This window comes from Streptomyces sp. NPDC004629, assembly GCF_042873595.1.
Taxonomy (GTDB): Bacteria; Actinomycetota; Actinomycetes; order Streptomycetales; family Streptomycetaceae; genus Streptomyces.
This window is the reverse complement of the sequence record NZ_JBIALO010000016.1, coordinates 149,565-166,985: the sequence shown is the minus strand read 5'-3', so window position 1 is coordinate 166,985 and position 17,421 is coordinate 149,565. Positions and strand designations below refer to the sequence as shown.

17 protein-coding genes are annotated in these 17,421 nt (G+C 72.9%); 1 reads left to right on the top strand and 16 read right to left on the bottom strand.

The window, feature by feature from the left end; genetic code table 11:
- Positions 1-103: 103 nt before the first annotated feature.
- From ACFYTE_RS24910 to ACFYTE_RS24890, 5 genes are all read right to left on the bottom strand, one after another.
- A complete protein-coding gene (locus tag ACFYTE_RS24910; RefSeq protein WP_388714375.1) occupies positions 104-1,318 on the bottom strand; it encodes a glycosyltransferase in 1,215 nt (404 codons plus the stop codon).
- Positions 1,319-1,321: 3 nt separating this feature from the next.
- A complete protein-coding gene (locus tag ACFYTE_RS24905) occupies positions 1,322-2,116 on the bottom strand; it encodes a MerR family transcriptional regulator (protein ID WP_388714372.1) in 795 nt (264 codons plus the stop codon).
- A gap of 137 nt (positions 2,117-2,253) precedes the next feature.
- Positions 2,254-2,784, bottom strand: coding sequence for an alpha/beta fold hydrolase (locus ACFYTE_RS24900; protein WP_388714369.1), 531 nt, complete (start codon positions 2,782-2,784; stop codon positions 2,254-2,256).
- A 277-nt stretch (positions 2,785-3,061) separates the two neighbouring features.
- Entirely contained in the window at positions 3,062-3,262 is a 201-nt protein-coding gene (locus ACFYTE_RS24895) for a hypothetical protein (RefSeq protein WP_388714366.1), read from the bottom strand.
- Between the two features lie 249 nt (positions 3,263-3,511).
- Complete coding sequence (locus tag ACFYTE_RS24890; RefSeq protein ID WP_388714363.1) at positions 3,512-3,868, bottom strand: hypothetical protein; 357 nt, start codon at positions 3,866-3,868, stop codon at positions 3,512-3,514.
- Positions 3,869-4,081: 213 nt separating this feature from the next.
- Here ACFYTE_RS24890 and ACFYTE_RS24885 point away from each other — a divergent pair, with 213 nt between their 5' ends.
- On the top strand, positions 4,082-4,570 hold the full coding sequence (locus tag ACFYTE_RS24885; RefSeq protein ID WP_388714361.1) for an inorganic diphosphatase: 489 nt from the start codon (positions 4,082-4,084) through the stop codon (positions 4,568-4,570).
- A 33-nt stretch (positions 4,571-4,603) separates the two neighbouring features.
- On the opposite strand, the gene ACFYTE_RS24880 is transcribed toward ACFYTE_RS24885, so the two are convergent.
- From ACFYTE_RS24880 to ACFYTE_RS24830, 11 genes are all read right to left on the bottom strand, one after another.
- Positions 4,604-5,167 (bottom strand): hypothetical protein, encoded by a 564-nt coding sequence (locus ACFYTE_RS24880; protein ID WP_388714359.1) that lies wholly within the window; start codon positions 5,165-5,167, stop codon positions 4,604-4,606.
- A 3-nt stretch (positions 5,168-5,170) separates the two neighbouring features.
- On the bottom strand, positions 5,171-6,718 hold the full coding sequence (ctaD, locus tag ACFYTE_RS24875; RefSeq protein WP_388714445.1) for a cytochrome c oxidase subunit I: 1,548 nt from the start codon (positions 6,716-6,718) through the stop codon (positions 5,171-5,173).
- A 333-nt stretch (positions 6,719-7,051) separates the two neighbouring features.
- On the bottom strand, positions 7,052-8,041 hold the full coding sequence (locus tag ACFYTE_RS24870; RefSeq protein ID WP_388714357.1) for an Acg family FMN-binding oxidoreductase: 990 nt from the start codon (positions 8,039-8,041) through the stop codon (positions 7,052-7,054).
- 121 nt (positions 8,042-8,162) lie between these two features.
- Entirely contained in the window at positions 8,163-8,783 is a 621-nt protein-coding gene (locus ACFYTE_RS24865; RefSeq protein ID WP_388714354.1) for a hypothetical protein, read from the bottom strand.
- Positions 8,784-9,658: 875 nt separating this feature from the next.
- Positions 9,659-11,011: an aldehyde dehydrogenase family protein gene (locus ACFYTE_RS24860; RefSeq protein ID WP_388714352.1), complete on the bottom strand. Its 1,353-nt coding sequence runs from the start codon at positions 11,009-11,011 to the stop codon at positions 9,659-9,661.
- Between the two features lie 48 nt (positions 11,012-11,059).
- The gene (locus ACFYTE_RS24855) at positions 11,060-12,829 is read right to left on the bottom strand and encodes an asparagine synthetase B family protein (RefSeq protein ID WP_388714349.1); all 1,770 of its coding nucleotides are present in this window, start codon (positions 12,827-12,829) and stop codon (positions 11,060-11,062) included.
- Between the two features lie 75 nt (positions 12,830-12,904).
- On the bottom strand, positions 12,905-13,468 hold the full coding sequence (locus ACFYTE_RS24850; protein WP_388714346.1) for a hypothetical protein: 564 nt from the start codon (positions 13,466-13,468) through the stop codon (positions 12,905-12,907).
- Between the two features lie 103 nt (positions 13,469-13,571).
- Positions 13,572-14,420 carry a hypothetical protein gene (locus ACFYTE_RS24845; protein WP_388714343.1) on the bottom strand — a complete coding sequence of 283 codons (849 nt, stop codon included), beginning with the start codon at positions 14,418-14,420 and terminating at the stop codon, positions 13,572-13,574.
- A gap of 1 nt (position 14,421) precedes the next feature.
- Positions 14,422-15,531 (bottom strand): hypothetical protein, encoded by a 1,110-nt coding sequence (locus ACFYTE_RS24840; RefSeq protein WP_388714340.1) that lies wholly within the window; start codon positions 15,529-15,531, stop codon positions 14,422-14,424.
- Positions 15,528-16,583 (bottom strand): hypothetical protein, encoded by a 1,056-nt coding sequence (locus tag ACFYTE_RS24835; protein WP_388714337.1) that lies wholly within the window; start codon positions 16,581-16,583, stop codon positions 15,528-15,530. The genes ACFYTE_RS24840 and ACFYTE_RS24835 overlap by 4 nt, the downstream gene beginning before the upstream one ends.
- The gene (locus ACFYTE_RS24830; protein WP_388714334.1) at positions 16,580-17,305 is read right to left on the bottom strand and encodes a cupin domain-containing protein; all 726 of its coding nucleotides are present in this window, start codon (positions 17,303-17,305) and stop codon (positions 16,580-16,582) included. The genes ACFYTE_RS24835 and ACFYTE_RS24830 overlap by 4 nt, the downstream gene beginning before the upstream one ends.
- Positions 17,306-17,421 lie beyond the last annotated feature (116 nt).

The window sequence follows — 17,421 nt, the reverse complement described above, 5'->3', positions numbered from 1 at the left end:
CTCAGGCCGCGCGTGAAGCCACCGGACAGCGGCCGGTAGCGGCCGAGCGGATCGGTGTCGCCGCCACGGGGGATGTCGTGGTGCCCAGGCGCTTGGAGCGGTGTCATCCGTTGGTCAGCCGTTGGATGGTTTTGAGGGTCTGGCCTGCTCCGTCCTCGGACGCCATGTGGTGCGCGCCGCTCGCGGCCGCTCGTGTGCAGGTCTGCTGCCGCACGACGTGGTCGAGTGCACCGGCGAGCCGTTCGGCGGTGAGGGAGCGGAAGGGGATCGGGTCGGCGGCGGCGCCGAGGGCGGCAAGTCGTCCCGCCCAGAACGGCTGGTCGGCGCTCACCGGCACGGTGACCGCGGGCACTCCGGCGCGCAACGCGGCGGCCGAGGTGCCGGCCCCGGCGTGATGGACCACCGCGGCCAGCCGTGGGAACAGCAGGGCGTGCGGTACGTCCCCGACGGTGAGGACGTCGTCGCCGTCGGCGGCGAGCCCGGCACTGCCGGCCTGGAGGATGCCGCGCAGCCCGGCGCGGCGCAGGGCTCGCACGGCGATCCCGCTCAGCCGCTCCCCCTCGCCGGCCGCCATGCTCCCGAAACCGATGAGGACGGGCCGGGGTCCGGCCTGAAGGAAGTCCTCCAGGTCCGTGGGCAGCCGTTCGGCCGCATCGTGATGGGGCCACCAGTTGCCCACCACGTCCAGGCCGGAACGCCAGTCGGAGGGGCGTGGCACCAGTGCCGTGCTGAAACCGTGCAGGATGGGCCAGTTCGCCCGTTCCTGCCGTCGGCGCATCGCGGAAGCGGAGACCGGGGGCAGCTGGAGGCGCCGGCGCAGCTTCGCCACCGCCGGCGCGTAGACGCGGTCGGCCATCCGGAGAGCGAAGCGTCCGGCCATGAGGTTGGCGGGGCGGCCCAGCGAGCGTGAGCCCGTGACGACGGGCGGGAAGTCGCCGGTCGGTACGGTGGGTTGGAGATAGACGCCGAGGCTCGGTGTGCCCATGGCCTCGGCGAGGTGCCAGCCGAGCGGGGCTGTGGTGGTCGACAGCAGGAGCAGATCCGTGTCGTCGGCCGTCGCGTCGGCGAAGCCCTGACCCAGTTCGGTGATGAACGCGGCAGCGGTACGCATCAGCTCACGCCTGCCCGTGCCGCCGCCGTGTGCCCGCGGGTCGGCGGGGAGGCTGCGGAATTCCAGGCCGGCGCCGCGTACGAGGGGTGCGAAGGTGTCGGTGGTGGCGAGGGCGACGTCATGACCGGCCCGACGCAGTTCGGCGCCCAGGCCCGTGTAGGGCGCGATGTCGCCGCGCGATCCGGCCGCGGCGATCAGGATCTTCATCGGCTACTCCTCGGATTCGGTACGGCCGCCTGCGTGGCGGGCCGCGTTGGCGTGGACCGCCCTGCACAGATAGGCGGCCAGGCCCGGGCGTTGCTGCGACGGCGGTACCACCAGAGCGAAGGCGCGCGGGTCGGCGACGAAGTCGTCCGCGATGCGCCGGTGCATGTCGGGCGGGCAGGAGGTGAACCAGCGTGAGATGTGCAGGCGGTGCTCCTCGGCAAGGTCCATGGCCCGCTCGCCGTCGCTCGGATTCCCCTCGTCGAAGGCCGCGAGCAGTTCCGCGCGCCAGGCACCGGCCTCGCCCATGAGCTGCCGCCAGTCTTCCTTGGTGTGGGCGGCAGCGCGCGCCATCGCCTCGCGCTGTCCTTGCGAGTGCGCCCACTTCGCCTCTGCCTCGGTGGCGTAGCTCAGGTCGAAGGTGATCTCACCGAAGACCTCGAAACGTTCCTGAGGGGTCAGGGACACCCCCATCTGCTGGACCTCGATGGCTCGTTGTGCCACCTCGGTCAATCGCCGCAGTCTGGCGATCTCCTCACTCAGCTGCCGCTGCCGGGCCCGCAGATACTCCAGGGCGTTCGCCTGCGGGTCTTTGAAGATCGCGGCGATCTCATCGAGGGAGAAGCCAAGCTCGCGGTAGAACAGGATCTGCTGCAGACGCGCCAGGTCGGCGTCACTGTAGAGCCGGTAACCGGCATGGCTGCGCCCACTGGGCGAGAGCAGCCCCGCCTTGTCGTAGTGATGCAGCGTACGCACCGTCACCCCGGCGAAGGCCGAGACCTGCCCCACGGAGTAGCTCATCCACCTGCCCTTTCGTCGGCATACAGCCTCAAGCCTGACGTAAGGGGAGGGTCAACCGACGCGATCCGACCGGGGCGGGTGCCGGTCCGGCCAGGCGGAGCCCCTGGGCGTTCCCCACTCCGCCGGCCTCCGGTTCATCACCGCCGGCACGGTGTTCCACATAATCGCAAACGTTCAGGAACGCCTCCGCGGTCGGGGAGGGTGACCGGTTCGACATACGTGGTGAACGAGGTGCCGATCGTGCCGGTGACCCAGTGGGCGGTGACCCAGGTGAGTAGTTCGTCCGCAGTGAAGGCGGACTCGTCGGACCAGTACTCCAGTTTCTCGACGATCCACGCCACGAGGCCGGCGGGTGAGTCGCCGAGGGCGACGGCGAGCGTGTTCGGCCGCGTCGACTGCTCCGCGATGTACCCGCCCTCGGTCCGGAACCACTGCGCCGACCGGCCGAGGTAGGCCGCCGCGTCGGGCGCCAGCTTCGCCGGGTCCGCCGTGAGCGCACGCTGCGGGGCGATGTTCGTGAGGTGCAGGGCAGCCACCCGGTCCGGGTGTTCGGCCGCGAGGAGTTCCGCGACGGTGCCGCCCACGTCGCCGCCGGACACCGTGTACCGCGAGTAACCGAGCGCGTCCAGAGCGTCCGCGACGATCCCGGCGATCCGGTTGGCCGACATACCGGGCCCTCGCGACCGCGCTGCTCGCCCTGTCCGAGATCGACGCCCAACTCGACGCTCTGACCCGCGAGTTCGGCCCACCACCGAGCACGCCCACCGCCGATGCGCTCGCCGAACCGACCCGGCACCCGGCCGACCGGGCGGCGGACCGGGGCGCATGACCGATGTCAATCGGCGCCCACGGGCCCGCCCTCACTCCCTGGCGAGTCCAGCGCGCAGAGGTCGCCGCCGGCGGAGACGACCGCGCGGACGGCGTCGCTCATGCCGACCTCGGTCGTCATGCAAGGGCTCGCCATTCGGGAGCGAGGATCGCCCGGACCTGCTTGTCGTATCGCACTCCCCCGTACAGCCATGCCTCGCGTCGCACGCCCTCCAGCGCCATGCCGAGCCACCATGAGGCGGACCTGAGCGCGGTGCCCGCAGGACTGCGTTCGACGGTGGCCGCGCGCATGGCCAAGGGCCCCGGACTGCGTCCCACCGCCGCACACCTGATGGACCTGCTCGCACCCCCTCGGGCGAGCGCACCGCACCTCTATACGCCGACCGTGGTGGCGCCCCCCGCGCCCACGCCGACGGCCTCTCGCGGCCGTGCCGCGTCACCACCGACGACGAGGGTGCGTCGCCCCCGTCAGGACCTGGTGCGTGCATCGGAGCAGGGCGCCTGACCAGGCAGATGCCCGTCAGGCGCCCTTTTCGCCGGTGCGGTCCCCTGTTCCTGCGCCCGCCGCTACCGGACGATGATCACGATGGTTCCGTTGTCGAAGCGGTGGTCGAAGCGGTGGTCGAAGCGGTGGTCGAAGCGGTGGTGGAAGCGGTGGTCAAAACCGTGGCGAAAACCGTGGTCAAAGCCGAAACCGTGGTCAAAGCCGAAACCGTGATCGAAGCGATTGTCGAAGCAGTCGCGGTCGAAACACCGGTCGGCGGTCACACGGGTGTGCACGGTGGGGGTGGCCGCTGCGGCGGTGCCCGCCGCGCCGATCGCGGCGCCGCCGGCCACCAGGACGCCCGCCGCGGACGCCGCGGCAAGCCGCATCACGTATTGCGCTCGCATGATGGATACCTTCTTTTCGATCGCATGTCGCATCGAAGACGCCGCTGCACGGAAACCCGCCGACCAGACGGCGCACCCCGCGCCGCGGCCTCTGCTTGTGGTACGTGGGCGCCGTGCATTTGGATTGGGCCGTGCCCCTCCGTGACGAACAGACACAGAGCGTTGCGATCAGCTTCGGGCGGCGACTGGCCCTGGCCCAGCCGAGGGGCACACTGGAGGTACGGGGAACCACAGGAGGAGGACGTCGTGAACTTCGATGTGATCGTGGAGATCCCCCAGGGCTCCCGCAACAAGTACGAGATGGACCACATCCTCCATCGCATCCGGCTGGACCGGATGCTGTTCACCTCCACCCAGTACCCGGCCGACTACGGCTATATCGAAGGCACGCTCGGCCGCGACGGCGATCCGCTCGACGCCCTTGTCCTGACCGGTGATCCGACCTTCCCCGGGTGCGTCGTCGAGTGCCGGGCGGTGGGCATGTTCTGCATGAAGGACGAGGCGGGACCGGACGAGAAGGTCCTGTGTGTGCCCGCACACGACCCGCGGTACCAGGACGTCCAGGACATCGCCGACGTACCCGAGTTCGACCGGCTGGAGATCACACACTTCTTCGAGGTCTACAAGGACCTGGAGCCGGGCAAGTCGGTCGAGGGCTCGCACTGGGAGGGCCGGGACGCGGCGTACGCGGAGATCGGCACGGCACGCGACCGTGCCGCCGAGAGCCCTCGATAAGGCCGCACAGCGCCCGCCCGGGTGCTGTGCACCTCACCGGCGGTGGCCGACCGTGCCGATGCGGCGGCGGTGTGCGCTCCGGGTCATCCGGAGGTACGCGACGGCCGCGGCGAGCGACAGCCCGACCACGGCGGCGGGAAGGACGGCGACCGCCCACCGGTCCGTTGCGTGCTCGGGCCACGCGACCACCCCGAGGGCCACGACGGCGACAGCGGGCCCGAGGCCGATGAGCAGGGCGACGACGGTCCGGGCACGCGCGGGACCGGCTGCCTGCTGCGCGCGGCCCAACTCCGCCCAGCCACGCGCCGATTCACGCGCCTCGCGGCGGCGCTGCACAGCCGCGCGGGCTCGAAGGCCCACCGTGACGACCGCGCCGGCCACCGCCGCGGCGCAAGGCGTCCACCACGACTGCGAGACGAGCAGCAGTGCCGCGACGATCCCGCTCGTGGTCCAGCCGCTGACACAGGCCGTCGCGGCGCCGCGCCGGGAGACGGGCCGGTCGGCTCCCGCGCGCAGGTCGGCGAGCGCCGGCAGGTACCAGACGGCGCCCGACACGGTCACCGCCGCGAGTCCCAGGGCGAGAACCGCTTGGGGCATGGACTACCTCGCCTCCTCGAACGCGGCGATCTCGGGGTGGTGCAGGTCGAACGCCGGGGACTCGCTGCGGATGCGAGGGAGCATGGCGAAGTTGTGGCGCGGCGGCGGACAGGAGGTCGCCCACTCCAGCGAACGGCCGTAGCCCCAGGGGTCGTCGGCCTCGACGGGCTTGCCGTACTTCGCGGTCTTCCAGACGTTGTAGAAGAAGGGCAGGACCGAGAGGCCGAGCAGGAACGCCCCTACCGTGGACAGGGTGTTGAGGGCGGTGAAGCCGTCGGCGGCCAGGTAGTCGGCGTACCGGCGGGGCATGCCCTCCACGCCGAGCCAGTGCTGGACCAGGAAGGTCAGGTGGAAGCCCAGGGTGAGCGTCCAGAACGTGATCTTCCCGAGGCGCTCGTCGAGCATCTTGCCGGTGAACTTGGGCCACCAGAAGTGGAATCCGGCGAACATCGCGTACACGACCGTGCCGAAGACGGTGTAGTGGAAGTGGGCGACGACGAAGTACGAGTCGGAGAGGTGGAAGTCCATCGGCGGTGACGCAAGGATCACTCCGGTCAGGCCACCGAAGACGAACGTGATCAGGAAGCCCGTGGTCCACAGCATCGGTGTCTCGAAGGACAACGAGCCCTTCCACATGGTGCCGATCCAGTTGAAGAACTTCACCCCGGTCGGGACCGCGATCAGGAAGGTCATGAAGGAGAAGAACGGCAGCAGCACACCGCCGGTGACATACATGTGGTGCGCCCACACGGTCACGGACAGGCCGGCGATGGCGATGGTCGCGGCGATCAGGCCCATGTAGCCGAACATCGGCTTGCGGGAGAAGACCGGGATGACCTCGGAGACGATGCCGAAGAACGGCAACGCCAGGATGTACACCTCCGGGTGCCCGAAGAACCAGAACAGGTGCTGCCACAGCAGCGCACCGCCGTTGGCGGCGTCGAAGATGTGGCTGCCGAACTTGCGGTCGCACTCAAGGGCGAACAGCGCCGCGGCCAGGACCGGGAACACGATCAGGACCAGCAGTGCGGTCAGCAGCACGTTCCACGTGAAGATCGGCATCCGGAACATCGTCATGCCCGGCGCGCGCATGCACACGATCGTGGTGATGAAGTTGACCGCGCCCAGGATCGAGCCGAAGCCGGACAGCGCCACGCCCATGATCCACAGGTCGGCGCCGAGGCCCGGCGAGTGGACGGCGTCCGACAGCGGGGCGTACAGGAACCAGCCGAAGTCGGCGGCACCGTCCGGGGTGAGGAAGCCGAACGCCGCGATCGACGAGCCGAACAGGAACAGCCAGAAGGCCAGCATGTTCAGCCGGGGGAAGGCGACGTCCGGCGCGCCGATCTGCAACGGCATGATCCAGTTGGCGAAACCGGTGAACAGCGGCATCGCGAACATCAGCAGCATGATCGAGCCGTGCATCGTGAACGCCTGATTGAACTGCTCGTTCGACATGATCTGCAGGCCCGGCCTGGCCAGCTCGGCGCGCATCAGCAGCGCCATCACCCCGCCGACGACGAAGAACACGAACGCGCTGACCAGGTACATCGTCCCGATCTTCTTGTGGTCCGTGGTCGTCAGCCACTCCGTCCACGACGGCCGTCCGCCCACCGCCCTCGCTCCGCGGCGGGACGTCCCCGCGGGCGCGGAGATCACCGCCGTCTCCCCCGACCGTTCGGTCTCCACCTGTTGTTGCTGCGTCTCGTCCACCGGACGGTGTCCTCCCCTTCTGCCATCGGACGGCGAACCGGGAAGTGCCATGGATGCGGGTGTCAACCTGGCCTTCCCGGCCGCCGCCTCATGATCGCCGCAGGGGCACCCGGGGCTGATAGGGCCGAACAGCCCCGGATCGGCCCTCGGATGGGGCCCAACGGGCCCTCTTCACCCGGCGGCGGGAGCGGGCAGCCCGGGGCCTCGCGGTGTGCCGGTGCCGTCCGGTCCGTAGCCGAACCGGATCAGCATCTGCGGATGGCACCGCTTGTGGTGCGGCGGGGCCGTCGCGGCCCGCAGGTCGGGCCACTCCATGGCCTGGTGCAGCAGTGAGGTGCGCAGACCGTGGGCGGTCGCCGTGAGCAGCACGTACTGCAGCGCCTGCCCGGCCCTCAGCCAGTCGTCCCTCCGGTCGTGGGGCGTCCACAGCAGGGCCAGTTGGACATGGCGTTCGAACCACACGGCGGGCCGGGGAACGAGGCGCAGGGGTCCGGTGAAGTCCCGCATCGGTATCCGCCTGCCCGCGTCGGACGGGCCGAGGGCGGTGAGGGGAATGCCGTAGGGGGTGTTCGCGCCCGGGGCGTTGATCCAGGCGAGGGTTTCGGCCGTGCGTGCCGGGTGGGCGTGGTTGCGCGCCTCGGCCGCGGCGGTCAGGCGCAGCAGCCGCCGCGTACCGGCGATGTCCGGTATGTGCAGGCGGGCGGCGGCGGCCTGCGCGGCCGCCGCCATCTCCGCCACGACCGGCTCGGGCACCGGGCGTCCGGTGAACGGCATCCGGCTGGTGTGCCGTCGTGCGATGGCCTCGTGGAGACCGCGGTCCAGGTGTTCCTCGTCCATGCCGAGCGGGTCGGTCAGCCGTACGGCGGCCAGCAGGCCGGGTTGGTGCGGGTCAGGCAGCAGCCGCACCTCCGCTCGCCGGCCCAGGTGCACGGCGGCGAGCCGGAGGTTGAAGACGGCGGCGCCCACGGACAGATACTGGGCGCGGTGCGTGGGATCGGTCAGCGGCAGTGTGCGCCCCGGCATCGAGTGGACCTCCAGCACCTGGCTGTCGGGGTCCACACGGAAACGCCAGGGCTGGGTGTTGTGGATCGACGGTGCCGCGACGGCGGCCGCGAGCAGCGGCTCCACGGTGGCTGCGTCCAGCACGGCTCGGGCGCGCATGATGCCTCCTCTTTCTCGGTGAACGGCCGCTCCCCCGCGTCGTGCCGCCGGGGGGCGCGCAAGGGTGCGGGGCACCCCCGCCGGTGAGCGGAGGTGCCCCGGTGGGGAGGGCGTGCGGCCCTCACAGCAGCCAGCGGTTGCGGCTGACGAAGGGCAGCCGCGCCCAGACCCTCCCCAGACCCCAGGTGGCGCCGGCGCCCGCGGCGGCGAGGGCGATCAGGACGACGGCGTAGATCACGTGGTAGTCCGCGAACGGGTTGGTCGACATGCTCGGCGACCCGTCGGACAGGTGCTTGGCCGGCGGCCACTCCGCGATCCACATCAGCGCCATCATGGCGGTGCCGCCGACCGCGGCGAGCCGCAGGCCGATGCCCGCGAGCAGGGCGAGGCCGATGCCGAGCAGACCGAGCATGAACAGCCAGTCCGTCCAGGCTGCCCCGGCCCAGTCGTGGAAGGTGGACCTCATGGGTCCGGCCGCGACACCGCTGAGGAACCCCTCGGCGGGTGAGCCACCGTCGATCCAGCCCTTGCCGGACGGGGTCGCGTAGCCAAGGCCGAACGTCTTGTCCAGGAACGCCCACAGGAAGACGAACGCGGTCAGGATGCGGAGCCCGGCGAACGCGTACGCGCGGGTGGCGGGCGCGGCGGCGGTCGTCTCGTCGGTGGCGGGAGCCGTTGCCGCCCTGCGCGGGGACGGGAAGCGGAATACCCGGTGCGGGTGGGGTTGGTCGTGCACGGCCATGGTGCTCATCCCTTCCGAAGGGTGTGTCACGCAGGATGCGGTCGACTCTCGTTGCGTCTTCAATGTCCCGCGCCGTCGAGACCGTGCGGAGGGGCTGCAGGTCCCGGACCACGGGCCCGAACGTCCCGTGGTCCGGTACCTGTTGGCATCACGACCGACGTTCACGTGCGCCCGCACGAGGATCGACGGGGTCGTGGGACGGCGGGGGGCTGCCCGCCGTCAGGGGGAGGCGGGCAGTGCGCGGGCTGCGACCCGTCGCGGCGGTCGTCCCGGCCGGTGACCGCGGAGTGGGGCGTCGGCGGACGGGCGGGCGGCCTGGTGGGCGCGGGCCGAGGAGGCTGCCGGGCCGCAATCCGTCGACCAGTTCCGGGACCGGCGCACCGCCGGACCGGCCCTGCCGCACACGCCGGAAGTCGCCCGGCCGGCGGCGTCACGCCGTTCACGGCCGCACCGAAGGCGGCCGCCCATGGGCGCACGACAGCACGGCGCCGACACCGAACGGCGGCCCGCCAAGGCCTGGCGGCCCGGGTACCCCGCGTCGTGCCGCGGGCAGCGACGGCCCGCCTCACTCCCACACCCGGCGTCATGCCGCGGCGGGTTCGGGCCACCCCGTCGGCGTGATACGACGGTGAGTTCCGACCACCACGCTCGCCTGATGCCGCCGCGTGGCCCAACCCGTTCGCCTGACACCACCGTGAGTTCCGACCACCACGCTCGCCTGATGCCGCCGCGTGGCCCAACCCGTTCGCCTGACACCACCATGAGTTCCGGACACCCCGGCGGCCTGATGCCGCCGTGAGTTCGGGCCCACCCGCTCGCCTGATGCCGCGGTGGGTTCAGGTGACCGCTGGCGAGTCAGGGGGGTGGAAGGGGGCTCACGCTCCCGGTGTCAGGCGGGCGGTGATCGTCTTGGGGCGCTGGTACTCGTGCAGGGCCAGTGTGCTCAGGTCGGTGCCGTGGCCCGAGGCCCCCCGGCCGCCGTGCGGGAGTTCGGCGGTCTGCACCAGGTGGCAGTTCAGCCAGGCCTCCCCCGCGTTCAGGCGACCGGCGAGATCGAGTCCCGTGGTCAGGTCGCCGGTCCACACGCTCGCCGCCAGCGCCTGCGGCACGGAGTTGGCGAGCGCCACGGCCGCGTCCAGGCCGGCGGCCCACTGCACGGTGAGCAGCGGGCCGAAGACCTCCTCCACCACCGCCGGGTCGTCGTCGGGGAGGTCGGCCAGGATCCGGGCGGGCCGCCAGAAGCCGTCCTCCTCGCCGGGCCGCGGTGCGAGGCCGACGGCGATGTTCCGGCCGGCGGCGGACGCCTTGACGATGCCGTCGTAGCGGGCCAGCTGGTCCGGGTTGTTGAGCGGTCCGAAGTCCCGTCCCGCGAGGCGGTCACGGGCCGCGGCGGCCAGTTGTTCCACCGTCCACTCGTAGTTCTCCCGCAGGGTGATGACCCGGGCGGGAGCGGCGCAGCTCTGCCCGGCGTTGTAGGTGCAGGCGCGGGCCAGCTGGGCCCAGGTGCCTTCGGGCGCGTCGGGCAGGACCAGCGCGGGGGCGTTGCCGCCGAGTTCGAGACTGACCCTGCGCCCGGCGGCACGTGCCGCCACATCGGCCCCGGCCGTCGCACTGCCGGTGAAGGCGACCATGTCGACGTCGGCCTCGACCAGCAGCCGGCCGGTCTGCCGGTCGCCGGGCAGCGCGGTGAGGACGTCGGGGCCGAGCGCTTCGGCGGCGTGCTCGGCGAGGAGTCGCAGGGTGTCCGGGGTGGTCTCGGCGGGTTTGGCGACCACCGTGTTGCCTGCGGCGAGGGCCGGGGCGCACCGCCAGGCGGCCATCATCAGCGGGTAGTTCCAGGGCACGACGACGCCCACGACCCCGAGGGGTTCGAAGCGCACCCAGCTCTCGTGGCCGTCGACCAGCCGTCCGGCGGCCGGTGCCGACTGGGCGCGGACGGCGGAGGCGTAGAACCGGAAGAGGTCGGCGACCTGTTCCACCTCGCCCGTGGTCTCGCTGTCGGGCTTGCCGGTGCCTGCGGCCTCCCGTGCGACGTACGCGTCGGCGTGCTGCTCCACCTGCGCGGCCAGCCGCTCCAGTCGCCGGGACCGCTCCCTGGGGGTCAGGCCGCGCCAGCCGGGCAGGGCGGCGCGGGCGGCCTCGACCGCCGACCGCACCTCGCTCTCGCGCGCGACGGGGGCGGTGCCCCGGTCCCGGCCGGTGCGGGGGTCGATGAGAAGGGTGTTCACGAGTCGGTCGTCTCCTCGGTCCGTTCGTGGAGGTTCACAGGCGGAGGTTCACAGGTCGTACGCCCGCAACCACAGCTCCAGGGTGAGCACCAGCCACAGCTTGCCGCCCTGCCGGGGCAGCAGCGTGCCCTCGCCGCGCAACCAGGTGCGTACGGTGTCCGGCCGGAACAGCCCCCGTCGTCGCGCGTCCCGGCCGAGCAGCAGGTCGCCGCCCAGCTCACGCAGCGGCCCGTTCAGCCACTGCTGCACCGGAACCCGCATTCCGCTCTTGGGCCGGTCCACGACGGTGGCGGGCAGCAGGTCCCGTACGGCTTCCTTCAGCACCCACTTCTCGGCCGTGCCCCGGAGTTTGAGCGCGGGCGGGGTGGCGAAGGCGTGGTCCACCACGTGCCGGTCGAACAGCGGGGCGCGGCCCTGGATTCCCTGGGACGCGGTCAGCCGTTCCACCTTGGTGAGGATGTGATGGGCGCCCTTGGTGCGCAGATTGCAGTGGAGCAGTTGGTTGAGGAGGTGGGTCATCCGGTCCGGGCCCGTGAGGTACGGCTCGACGAAGCGCTGCGGGGGCGGCGCCGACTCCAGCGCGGACAGCGCACCGGCGGTCAGCAGGTCCGGCAGGTCGGTCCAGCACTTGCGGTAGGACCGCAGATAGGCGGTGGCCCGGTCCTGGTACCAGGGCGACCCGTGCGCTCCCGGAGTCCCGGCGTGCATCTCCTGGACCAGCATGGGGAGGTTCTTCGGCCCGCCGAACACCGGGTCACCGCCCTCCCCGTTGAGCACGGTGCGCAGCCCGTCGCCGGCGACCGCTTCGGCGAGCATCAGGTTCGGCACCGTCAGCGGGTCGCCGACCGGGCTGTCGAGCAGGGCGGCCGTGTCGGCGAGCCGGGCGGCGACCGCCGTGCCGGACACCGTCAGCACCCGGTGCCGGGTGTGGCAGTGGGCGGCGACGAGGCCCGAGTAGCCGAGTTCGTTGGGCAGTTCGTCGCCGAAGCTGATGGAGTAGGTGTGCACGGGGTGGCTGTGCAGCTTCGCGGCGAGCGCGGTGACGAGGGAACTGTCGATCCCGCCGGACAGCAGGACGCCGACGGGCTCGGCGTCGGGCAGCCGTCGTGCGGTGGCCTCTTCGAGGAGGGCGCGCAGGGTGAGGACGTGGTCGTCGGATCCGCGGGCCGGCCCGTCGAGCCGCTCCCGGGGTTCCCAGTGGACCGTCTCGGTCACGGTCCCGTCGGCCGCGAGCCGCAGCACCCGGCCGGGAAGCACTTCGCGCACGCCCTCCAGCAGCGTCTCGTCACCGGGCAGATAGGCGAAGGTGAGGAAGGAGCGTACGGCGGACAGGTTCATGCGGGTGCCCAGCGCGGGCCAGCGGCGCAGGGCGCGCAGCGAGGTGGCGGCCGCCCAGGCGTCCGCGGCACGGGCGTAGAAGAGGGTGCGGGCGCCGACGTGGTCGCGGATCAGCACGAGGTCGTCGCCGTCGAGGACGGCGAGCGCGAACATGCCCTCGGCCAGCGCGACGCCGCGTGCGCCGAGCCGGGCCCAGCAGCGCAGCAGCAGTTCGCCGTCGGCGGCCTCGGGCGGGGCGGGGGCGCCGTCGGCGGTGAGGGCGGCGCGCAGTTCGGCGCGGTTGTGCAGGGTGACCTCTCCGACGGCTCGCATCCCGTGCGCGTCGAACGGCCCCTCGGCGTGGCCGGGTTCGCCCCGCACGAGTCCGAGTCCCGGCGCGATCGCCGGGGCGCCCATGGCGGCGAGGTGCAGATCGGCCGCGCCGGGCCGGCCGTCGGCGGGCCCGGTTCCCGACGCGAGACAGACGCAGAAGCGCGCCATCTGAGGTCCTTTCCTGTTGCCGCGTGCCCGGCCACCGGGTGCACGCGTCCTTCCGTCGGGCCGAGGGGCGGGCCGTCAGCCGAAGTCGTCGTCGCTCCAGCCGCCGTCGTCGTCGCCCCAGTCCCCGCCGTCCCAGTCCACGTCGCTGCCACCGTGGTCGCTGCCGCCGTCGCCGCTGCCACCGTCGTCGCCGCCACCGTCGTCGCCGCCGTCGCCCCCGCCGGAGGACGAGGCCTGCGCCTGCTGGCGCAGTTCCTCTTCCTCCTCCGGGGTCAGGCTGAGCGGCGGCAGCTGGGCGGCGGTGACGGCGAGACCCGCCACGCCGAGGCCGACGAGGACGGCGCCCATCCGGCCGCCGAACGACGTCCGGTTGATCAGGAGGGTTTCGCCGCGTCCCCACACGGTCCGGCCGTAGCCGAGGTCCCGCCCGTAGGTCACCGTGCCGTCGGCGAGCGTGCGCTTGACGATCTTGTCGCCCAGCAGTTCGTCGGTGCCCGTGCCTCCCTGGTCGTCGCGCCAGTGCACCACGCCGGCCGGGCCGCGCCGACGCCACTCCTGCCGGCCGTCCTCGTAGGTGCGGTGGACGCTGCGGTCGGCGAGCAGTTCGTCCGTGTAGCCGATTTCGCGTGGGCGGATCATGCGCTTCGGTCCTTGGGTCTGCGGTGCTCGGGCATACGGTCCTCGGGGCGGGGTCGGGTCAGGCGTCGCTGCGGTGCGGGGCCGGGTCGGACATCGCGGCAGATCATGTGTCGGGCCAGGTCAGGAAGCCGGCGGTGCGCAGCTCACGCAGCCCGCCCCAGACGGAGTGGCGGGCCGGCCGGGTCCCGCGGGTGAGGCGCAGCACGGCGCGCAGCAGCCGCGCGGGCGGTACCGCGGCGACTTCGGCGAACCGGCCGTCGGCGAGCCAGTCGACCTCCGAGGGCCTGAGCCCGCGCGGCACGGGTCCGAGCGGCGGCACCGGGCCGGGTCGGCGCCCGGACACCAGGCGCAGCGCCTGGACGTGCCGGGGCACAAGACCGAGCGAGACGACCCGGACGGGCACCGGACCCAGCGCCTTACGCACCCGCGCGGGCAGGGCGATCCCGGAGGGGCCGGCGTTGTGCAGGACGTGCACGGTGGCGTCCCCGGCGCGCTCCATGGCCGCCACCAGCCGGGAGTCGAGCGGCAGATCGTCCTCGGCGCTCAGCACGGGGCAGGCCGCCTCCAGATGCACATGGTTGGCCAGCAGCATCCGGGCGATGGCACGGTCCTGGCAGATCAGCAGCCGGGGCAGCCCGTACGCGTACAGGTCGGGCTCGCGCGAGGGCCCGCCGAGCGCGCGGCCCGGGGCCGCGGCGGGCAGCATTCCGGCCGGCTCCCTGCCGTGCAGCACCTCGGTGAACCGGGACAGCCTCAGCGGCGGGGCCGGACTGTACGGGATGCGCCGCACCGGTGCGGGTGTCGGGCGCAGCACCCGGCAGGTCTCGTAGTACAGCTGCCGCTCGGTGAAGCGGAGGCCGCCGGGGGTGGCGGCGCGGCGTGCGGCGACGGTGATCGCCCGCTCCAGCAGCAGCCGGCCGACCGGGTTCGTGGATCGCGTGGCCGTCGGCATGTCAGGTCCCGTCCTTCGTCAGCGGTGGTTCGGCGGGCCGCGGCCAGCTCATGAAACCGACCGCGGCGGCCGGTTGCCGCTCCGGGTCGGCGGCGCCGCGGGCCTCCCGGACGGCTCGCTCGACGACCGAGGCCAGCAGGGCGGGCGGGACCGCGGCGACGGGGCTGCGCCAGCCCTGGATCAGCCATTCCGCCTCCTCGGGTGCGGTCCGGGCGATCCGTGCCAGCCAGGGCGGCCGCTCCCGCAGCACGCTCGCGGGCGGTTCCTCGTGGAGCGTCACGGCCGCGCTGTTGCCGACGACGGCACGCACCGGCAGCCCCGCGTCCACGACCGCCCGCGGTGGCCGGCTCGCGCGGGCGTCGGCGACCAGCCGGAGCCCGCGCAGGCTCGCGTCGTGGAGGACCACGAGGGGTCCGGTCCCGGAGAGTTCGTCCAGGTCGGCGGCGAGCGTCAGGTTCAGCCGCCGGGGAAGTCCGTTCGCCGACAGGAAGACCCGGACGGCGCGGTCAGGGCAGAGCAACTCGACCGCCTCCGGCTCCGGTTGCCCGCCGGTGCGCCGCACCCTGCCCGCGCCCGGCTCCCGGTACATCTCGTCGTCGACGACTGCGGGCGGCAGGCTTCCGTACGCCTCGACCCAGCGCACGCAGATCATCGCCCGGAAGTCCCGCAGCGAGGGCGACAGATAGGCACCGGCGCGGCGCGCGGGACGGTACGGCTTGCCCTTGGCCACCACATACACGAGGGCGGCCACGGCCGCGCTCACCCACCAGAGGAGACCGAAGAGGGACCTTTCTTCGACCAGGAACGCCAGCACCACAAGACCGGCGACGAGGACCACCGCCACCGAGCGGCCGACCCACGCGGGGCGTCCGCTCGCCGGGGCCGCCGTCCAGGTGCGGTTGGCGTTGCGGGCCAGGTACCACAGCTGGGTGACGGTGACCTTCCGGCGGCCTGCGTCGGTGGCCTTCTCGGCGATGCGCCGGATGCGGGTGTCGTGCATGCCGCGGCCGTGCACCTTGGGATCGAGGGCGAAGGCGCGCCCGCAGGCGGCGCACACACCGCCCGCGCGTTCCTTGCGCAGCAGGGACGCCTGGCAGTTGGGGCAGATCATCCGTCCTCCTGCGGCCAGGTCAGGAATCCGACGTCCGCGGCCCGCCGCCGCTGCGTATCGGCCGCCGCGCCGGCCCGCTCGACGGCCCGGGAGACGACGGCCAGCAGCTTGGCGGGCGGCACCCCGACGAGCGGGAACCCCCAGCCCTTGGCCAGCCACCTCAGCTGGTCGCGGCTGAACTCCCCGCTGTCGCGCAGCCGGGCCATGACGACCGAACCGGGCGGCTCGCCGCGCACGGGCACGGCCCGCGCGAGACCGTGTACGGCGGCGAGCGGAAGCCCGACGTCGACGACCCGGCGCCCCGGCTGCGCGGTGCGGATGCGGCGGGCGAGCAGCAGGCCGCGGGCGTCCGCGTCGTGGAGGACCAGTACGGGGCCCGCGCCGGGTGCGGCGGGCAGGGCGGCCGGGTCGGCGACGAGGGTGAGCCGATGACGGGCGGTCAGGCCCGCCGCGTCGAGGAAGACGGCGACGGAGCGGTCGGGGCAGACCAGCACGAGCCCGTCGGACGGGGCGGCCGGTGCCGGGCCGGCTGCGCCGTGCGTGGGGACGGCGTCCGGGGACGGATAGCGGCTGTCGTCGATCACCCCGGGCGGCAGCGAGCCGTAGACGCTCTTCCATTCCTCCAGCGGGCCGGTGCGGAAGGCCGCCCGGCTGAGCCGGGGACGGCCCCGGCCGACGCCCATCGTCCGCGCGACCACGAAGCCGAGCGCCGCGAGCAGCAACAGGCCGCCGACGACGCCGAACGCCACGACCTCCGAACCCACCGCGATGAGCGCGGCGATGGCGCCGAAGACACCCAGCACGATGGCGCAGCCCGTGTCGACCCGGGTGTCCCGCAGCGACTTGCGCGCCAGGGCGTACCACAACTGGCCCGGGGTGCAGGGCAGTCGGCCGTCCTGGGTGAGCCCGGCGGCGATCCGGCGGACCCGCAGGTCGTGCAGGCCCAGCGGGTTGGTCTTGGGGTCGAGGGCGTATCGGCGTCCGCACGTGCCGCATGTGTTGCCGGGCCGTTCCTTGCGCAGCAGAGACTTCTCGCAGTGCGGGCAGATCATCGACGGCCCTCCAGTTGCTGTGCGAGCCGGCGCAGCCGGGCGGCCAGCCGCTCGCGCACGGTGGTGACGCCCGGTCCCCGCGCCTGCTGGACCCGCTCGATGTCGCGCAGGGCGGCGGCGAGTTCGAGGTAGTCGGTACGGGCGAGGGTGCTCGCGCCCGTGGGCGGCCCGGCGCTGCCGTACGCGCCTTGGGCCGCCCTGCGCTCCGCCTCGGGTGCGGTGATCGCGTAGTCCTCGTGGTCGATGCCGTAGCCGGTGTTGGCGGCCAGGATGGTCAGCGGGGTGGTGTCCCGGTTCGCGAAGGAGTGCGGCATCATCTCCGGGATGCGGATCAATTCGCCCGGCGCGAGCGGCACTTCGGTGACCCGGCCGCGCTCCCCGTCGTACAGACCGCAGGCCGCGTACCCGAGGCTGAGGACGTAGTGCTCCCCGCCGTGCGCATGCGGGGTGAAGGCGCTGCGCGGGCCGACGATGCCGAGTTTGACGGTGGCGTTGGAGGGACGCTCGGGGGACGTGGCGGCGTCCCCGACGAGATAGTGGGCGAACTGCCCGTCGTCGATGAACCGGAGCAGGTCCCGCTCGGGTCCCAGCTCCCGGGCCCCGTCACGGTCGCCGAGCAGGACGGAGCCGTCGGATCGTAGCCGGTACAGCCGCACACCGCGCGGCAGCCTCGCCCACCCTCCCCGGCCGTCCTCCACGGTCCGTATGCCCCGGGCCGTCATGCCTGCCGAACCTTCACGCGAGCTGCCGGACAACCGCGCCTCCCCCATGTGCCGCCCACGAACGCATGCGCATGGTAGTCCGCTGATCCAGAACGCGGCGAGGTGGCCCGCGAACC

Coding starts and splice junctions, on each gene's coding strand:
- ACFYTE_RS24910 (WP_388714375.1), bottom strand. CDS start 1,318: ATGAAGATCCTGATCGCCGCGGCCGGATCGCGCGGCGACATCGCGCCC.
- ACFYTE_RS24905 (WP_388714372.1), bottom strand. CDS start 2,116: ATGAGCTACTCCGTGGGGCAGGTCTCGGCCTTCGCCGGGGTGACGGTG.
- ACFYTE_RS24900 (WP_388714369.1), bottom strand. CDS start 2,784: ATGTCGGCCAACCGGATCGCCGGGATCGTCGCGGACGCTCTGGACGCG.
- ACFYTE_RS24890 (WP_388714363.1), bottom strand. CDS start 3,868: ATGCGACATGCGATCGAAAAGAAGGTATCCATCATGCGAGCGCAATAC.
- ACFYTE_RS24880 (WP_388714359.1), bottom strand. CDS start 5,167: ATGCCCCAAGCGGTTCTCGCCCTGGGACTCGCGGCGGTGACCGTGTCG.
- ctaD (WP_388714445.1), bottom strand. CDS start 6,718: ATGTACCTGGTCAGCGCGTTCGTGTTCTTCGTCGTCGGCGGGGTGATG.
- ACFYTE_RS24870 (WP_388714357.1), bottom strand. CDS start 8,041: ATGCGCGCCCGAGCCGTGCTGGACGCAGCCACCGTGGAGCCGCTGCTC.
- ACFYTE_RS24865 (WP_388714354.1), bottom strand. CDS start 8,783: ATGGCCGTGCACGACCAACCCCACCCGCACCGGGTATTCCGCTTCCCG.
- ACFYTE_RS24855 (WP_388714349.1), bottom strand. CDS start 12,829: ATGGCGCGCTTCTGCGTCTGTCTCGCGTCGGGAACCGGGCCCGCCGAC.
- ACFYTE_RS24850 (WP_388714346.1), bottom strand. CDS start 13,468: ATGATCCGCCCACGCGAAATCGGCTACACGGACGAACTGCTCGCCGAC.
- ACFYTE_RS24845 (WP_388714343.1), bottom strand. CDS start 14,420: ATGCCGACGGCCACGCGATCCACGAACCCGGTCGGCCGGCTGCTGCTG.
- ACFYTE_RS24840 (WP_388714340.1), bottom strand. CDS start 15,531: ATGATCTGCCCCAACTGCCAGGCGTCCCTGCTGCGCAAGGAACGCGCG.
- ACFYTE_RS24835 (WP_388714337.1), bottom strand. CDS start 16,583: ATGATCTGCCCGCACTGCGAGAAGTCTCTGCTGCGCAAGGAACGGCCC.
- ACFYTE_RS24830 (WP_388714334.1), bottom strand. CDS start 17,305: ATGACGGCCCGGGGCATACGGACCGTGGAGGACGGCCGGGGAGGGTGG.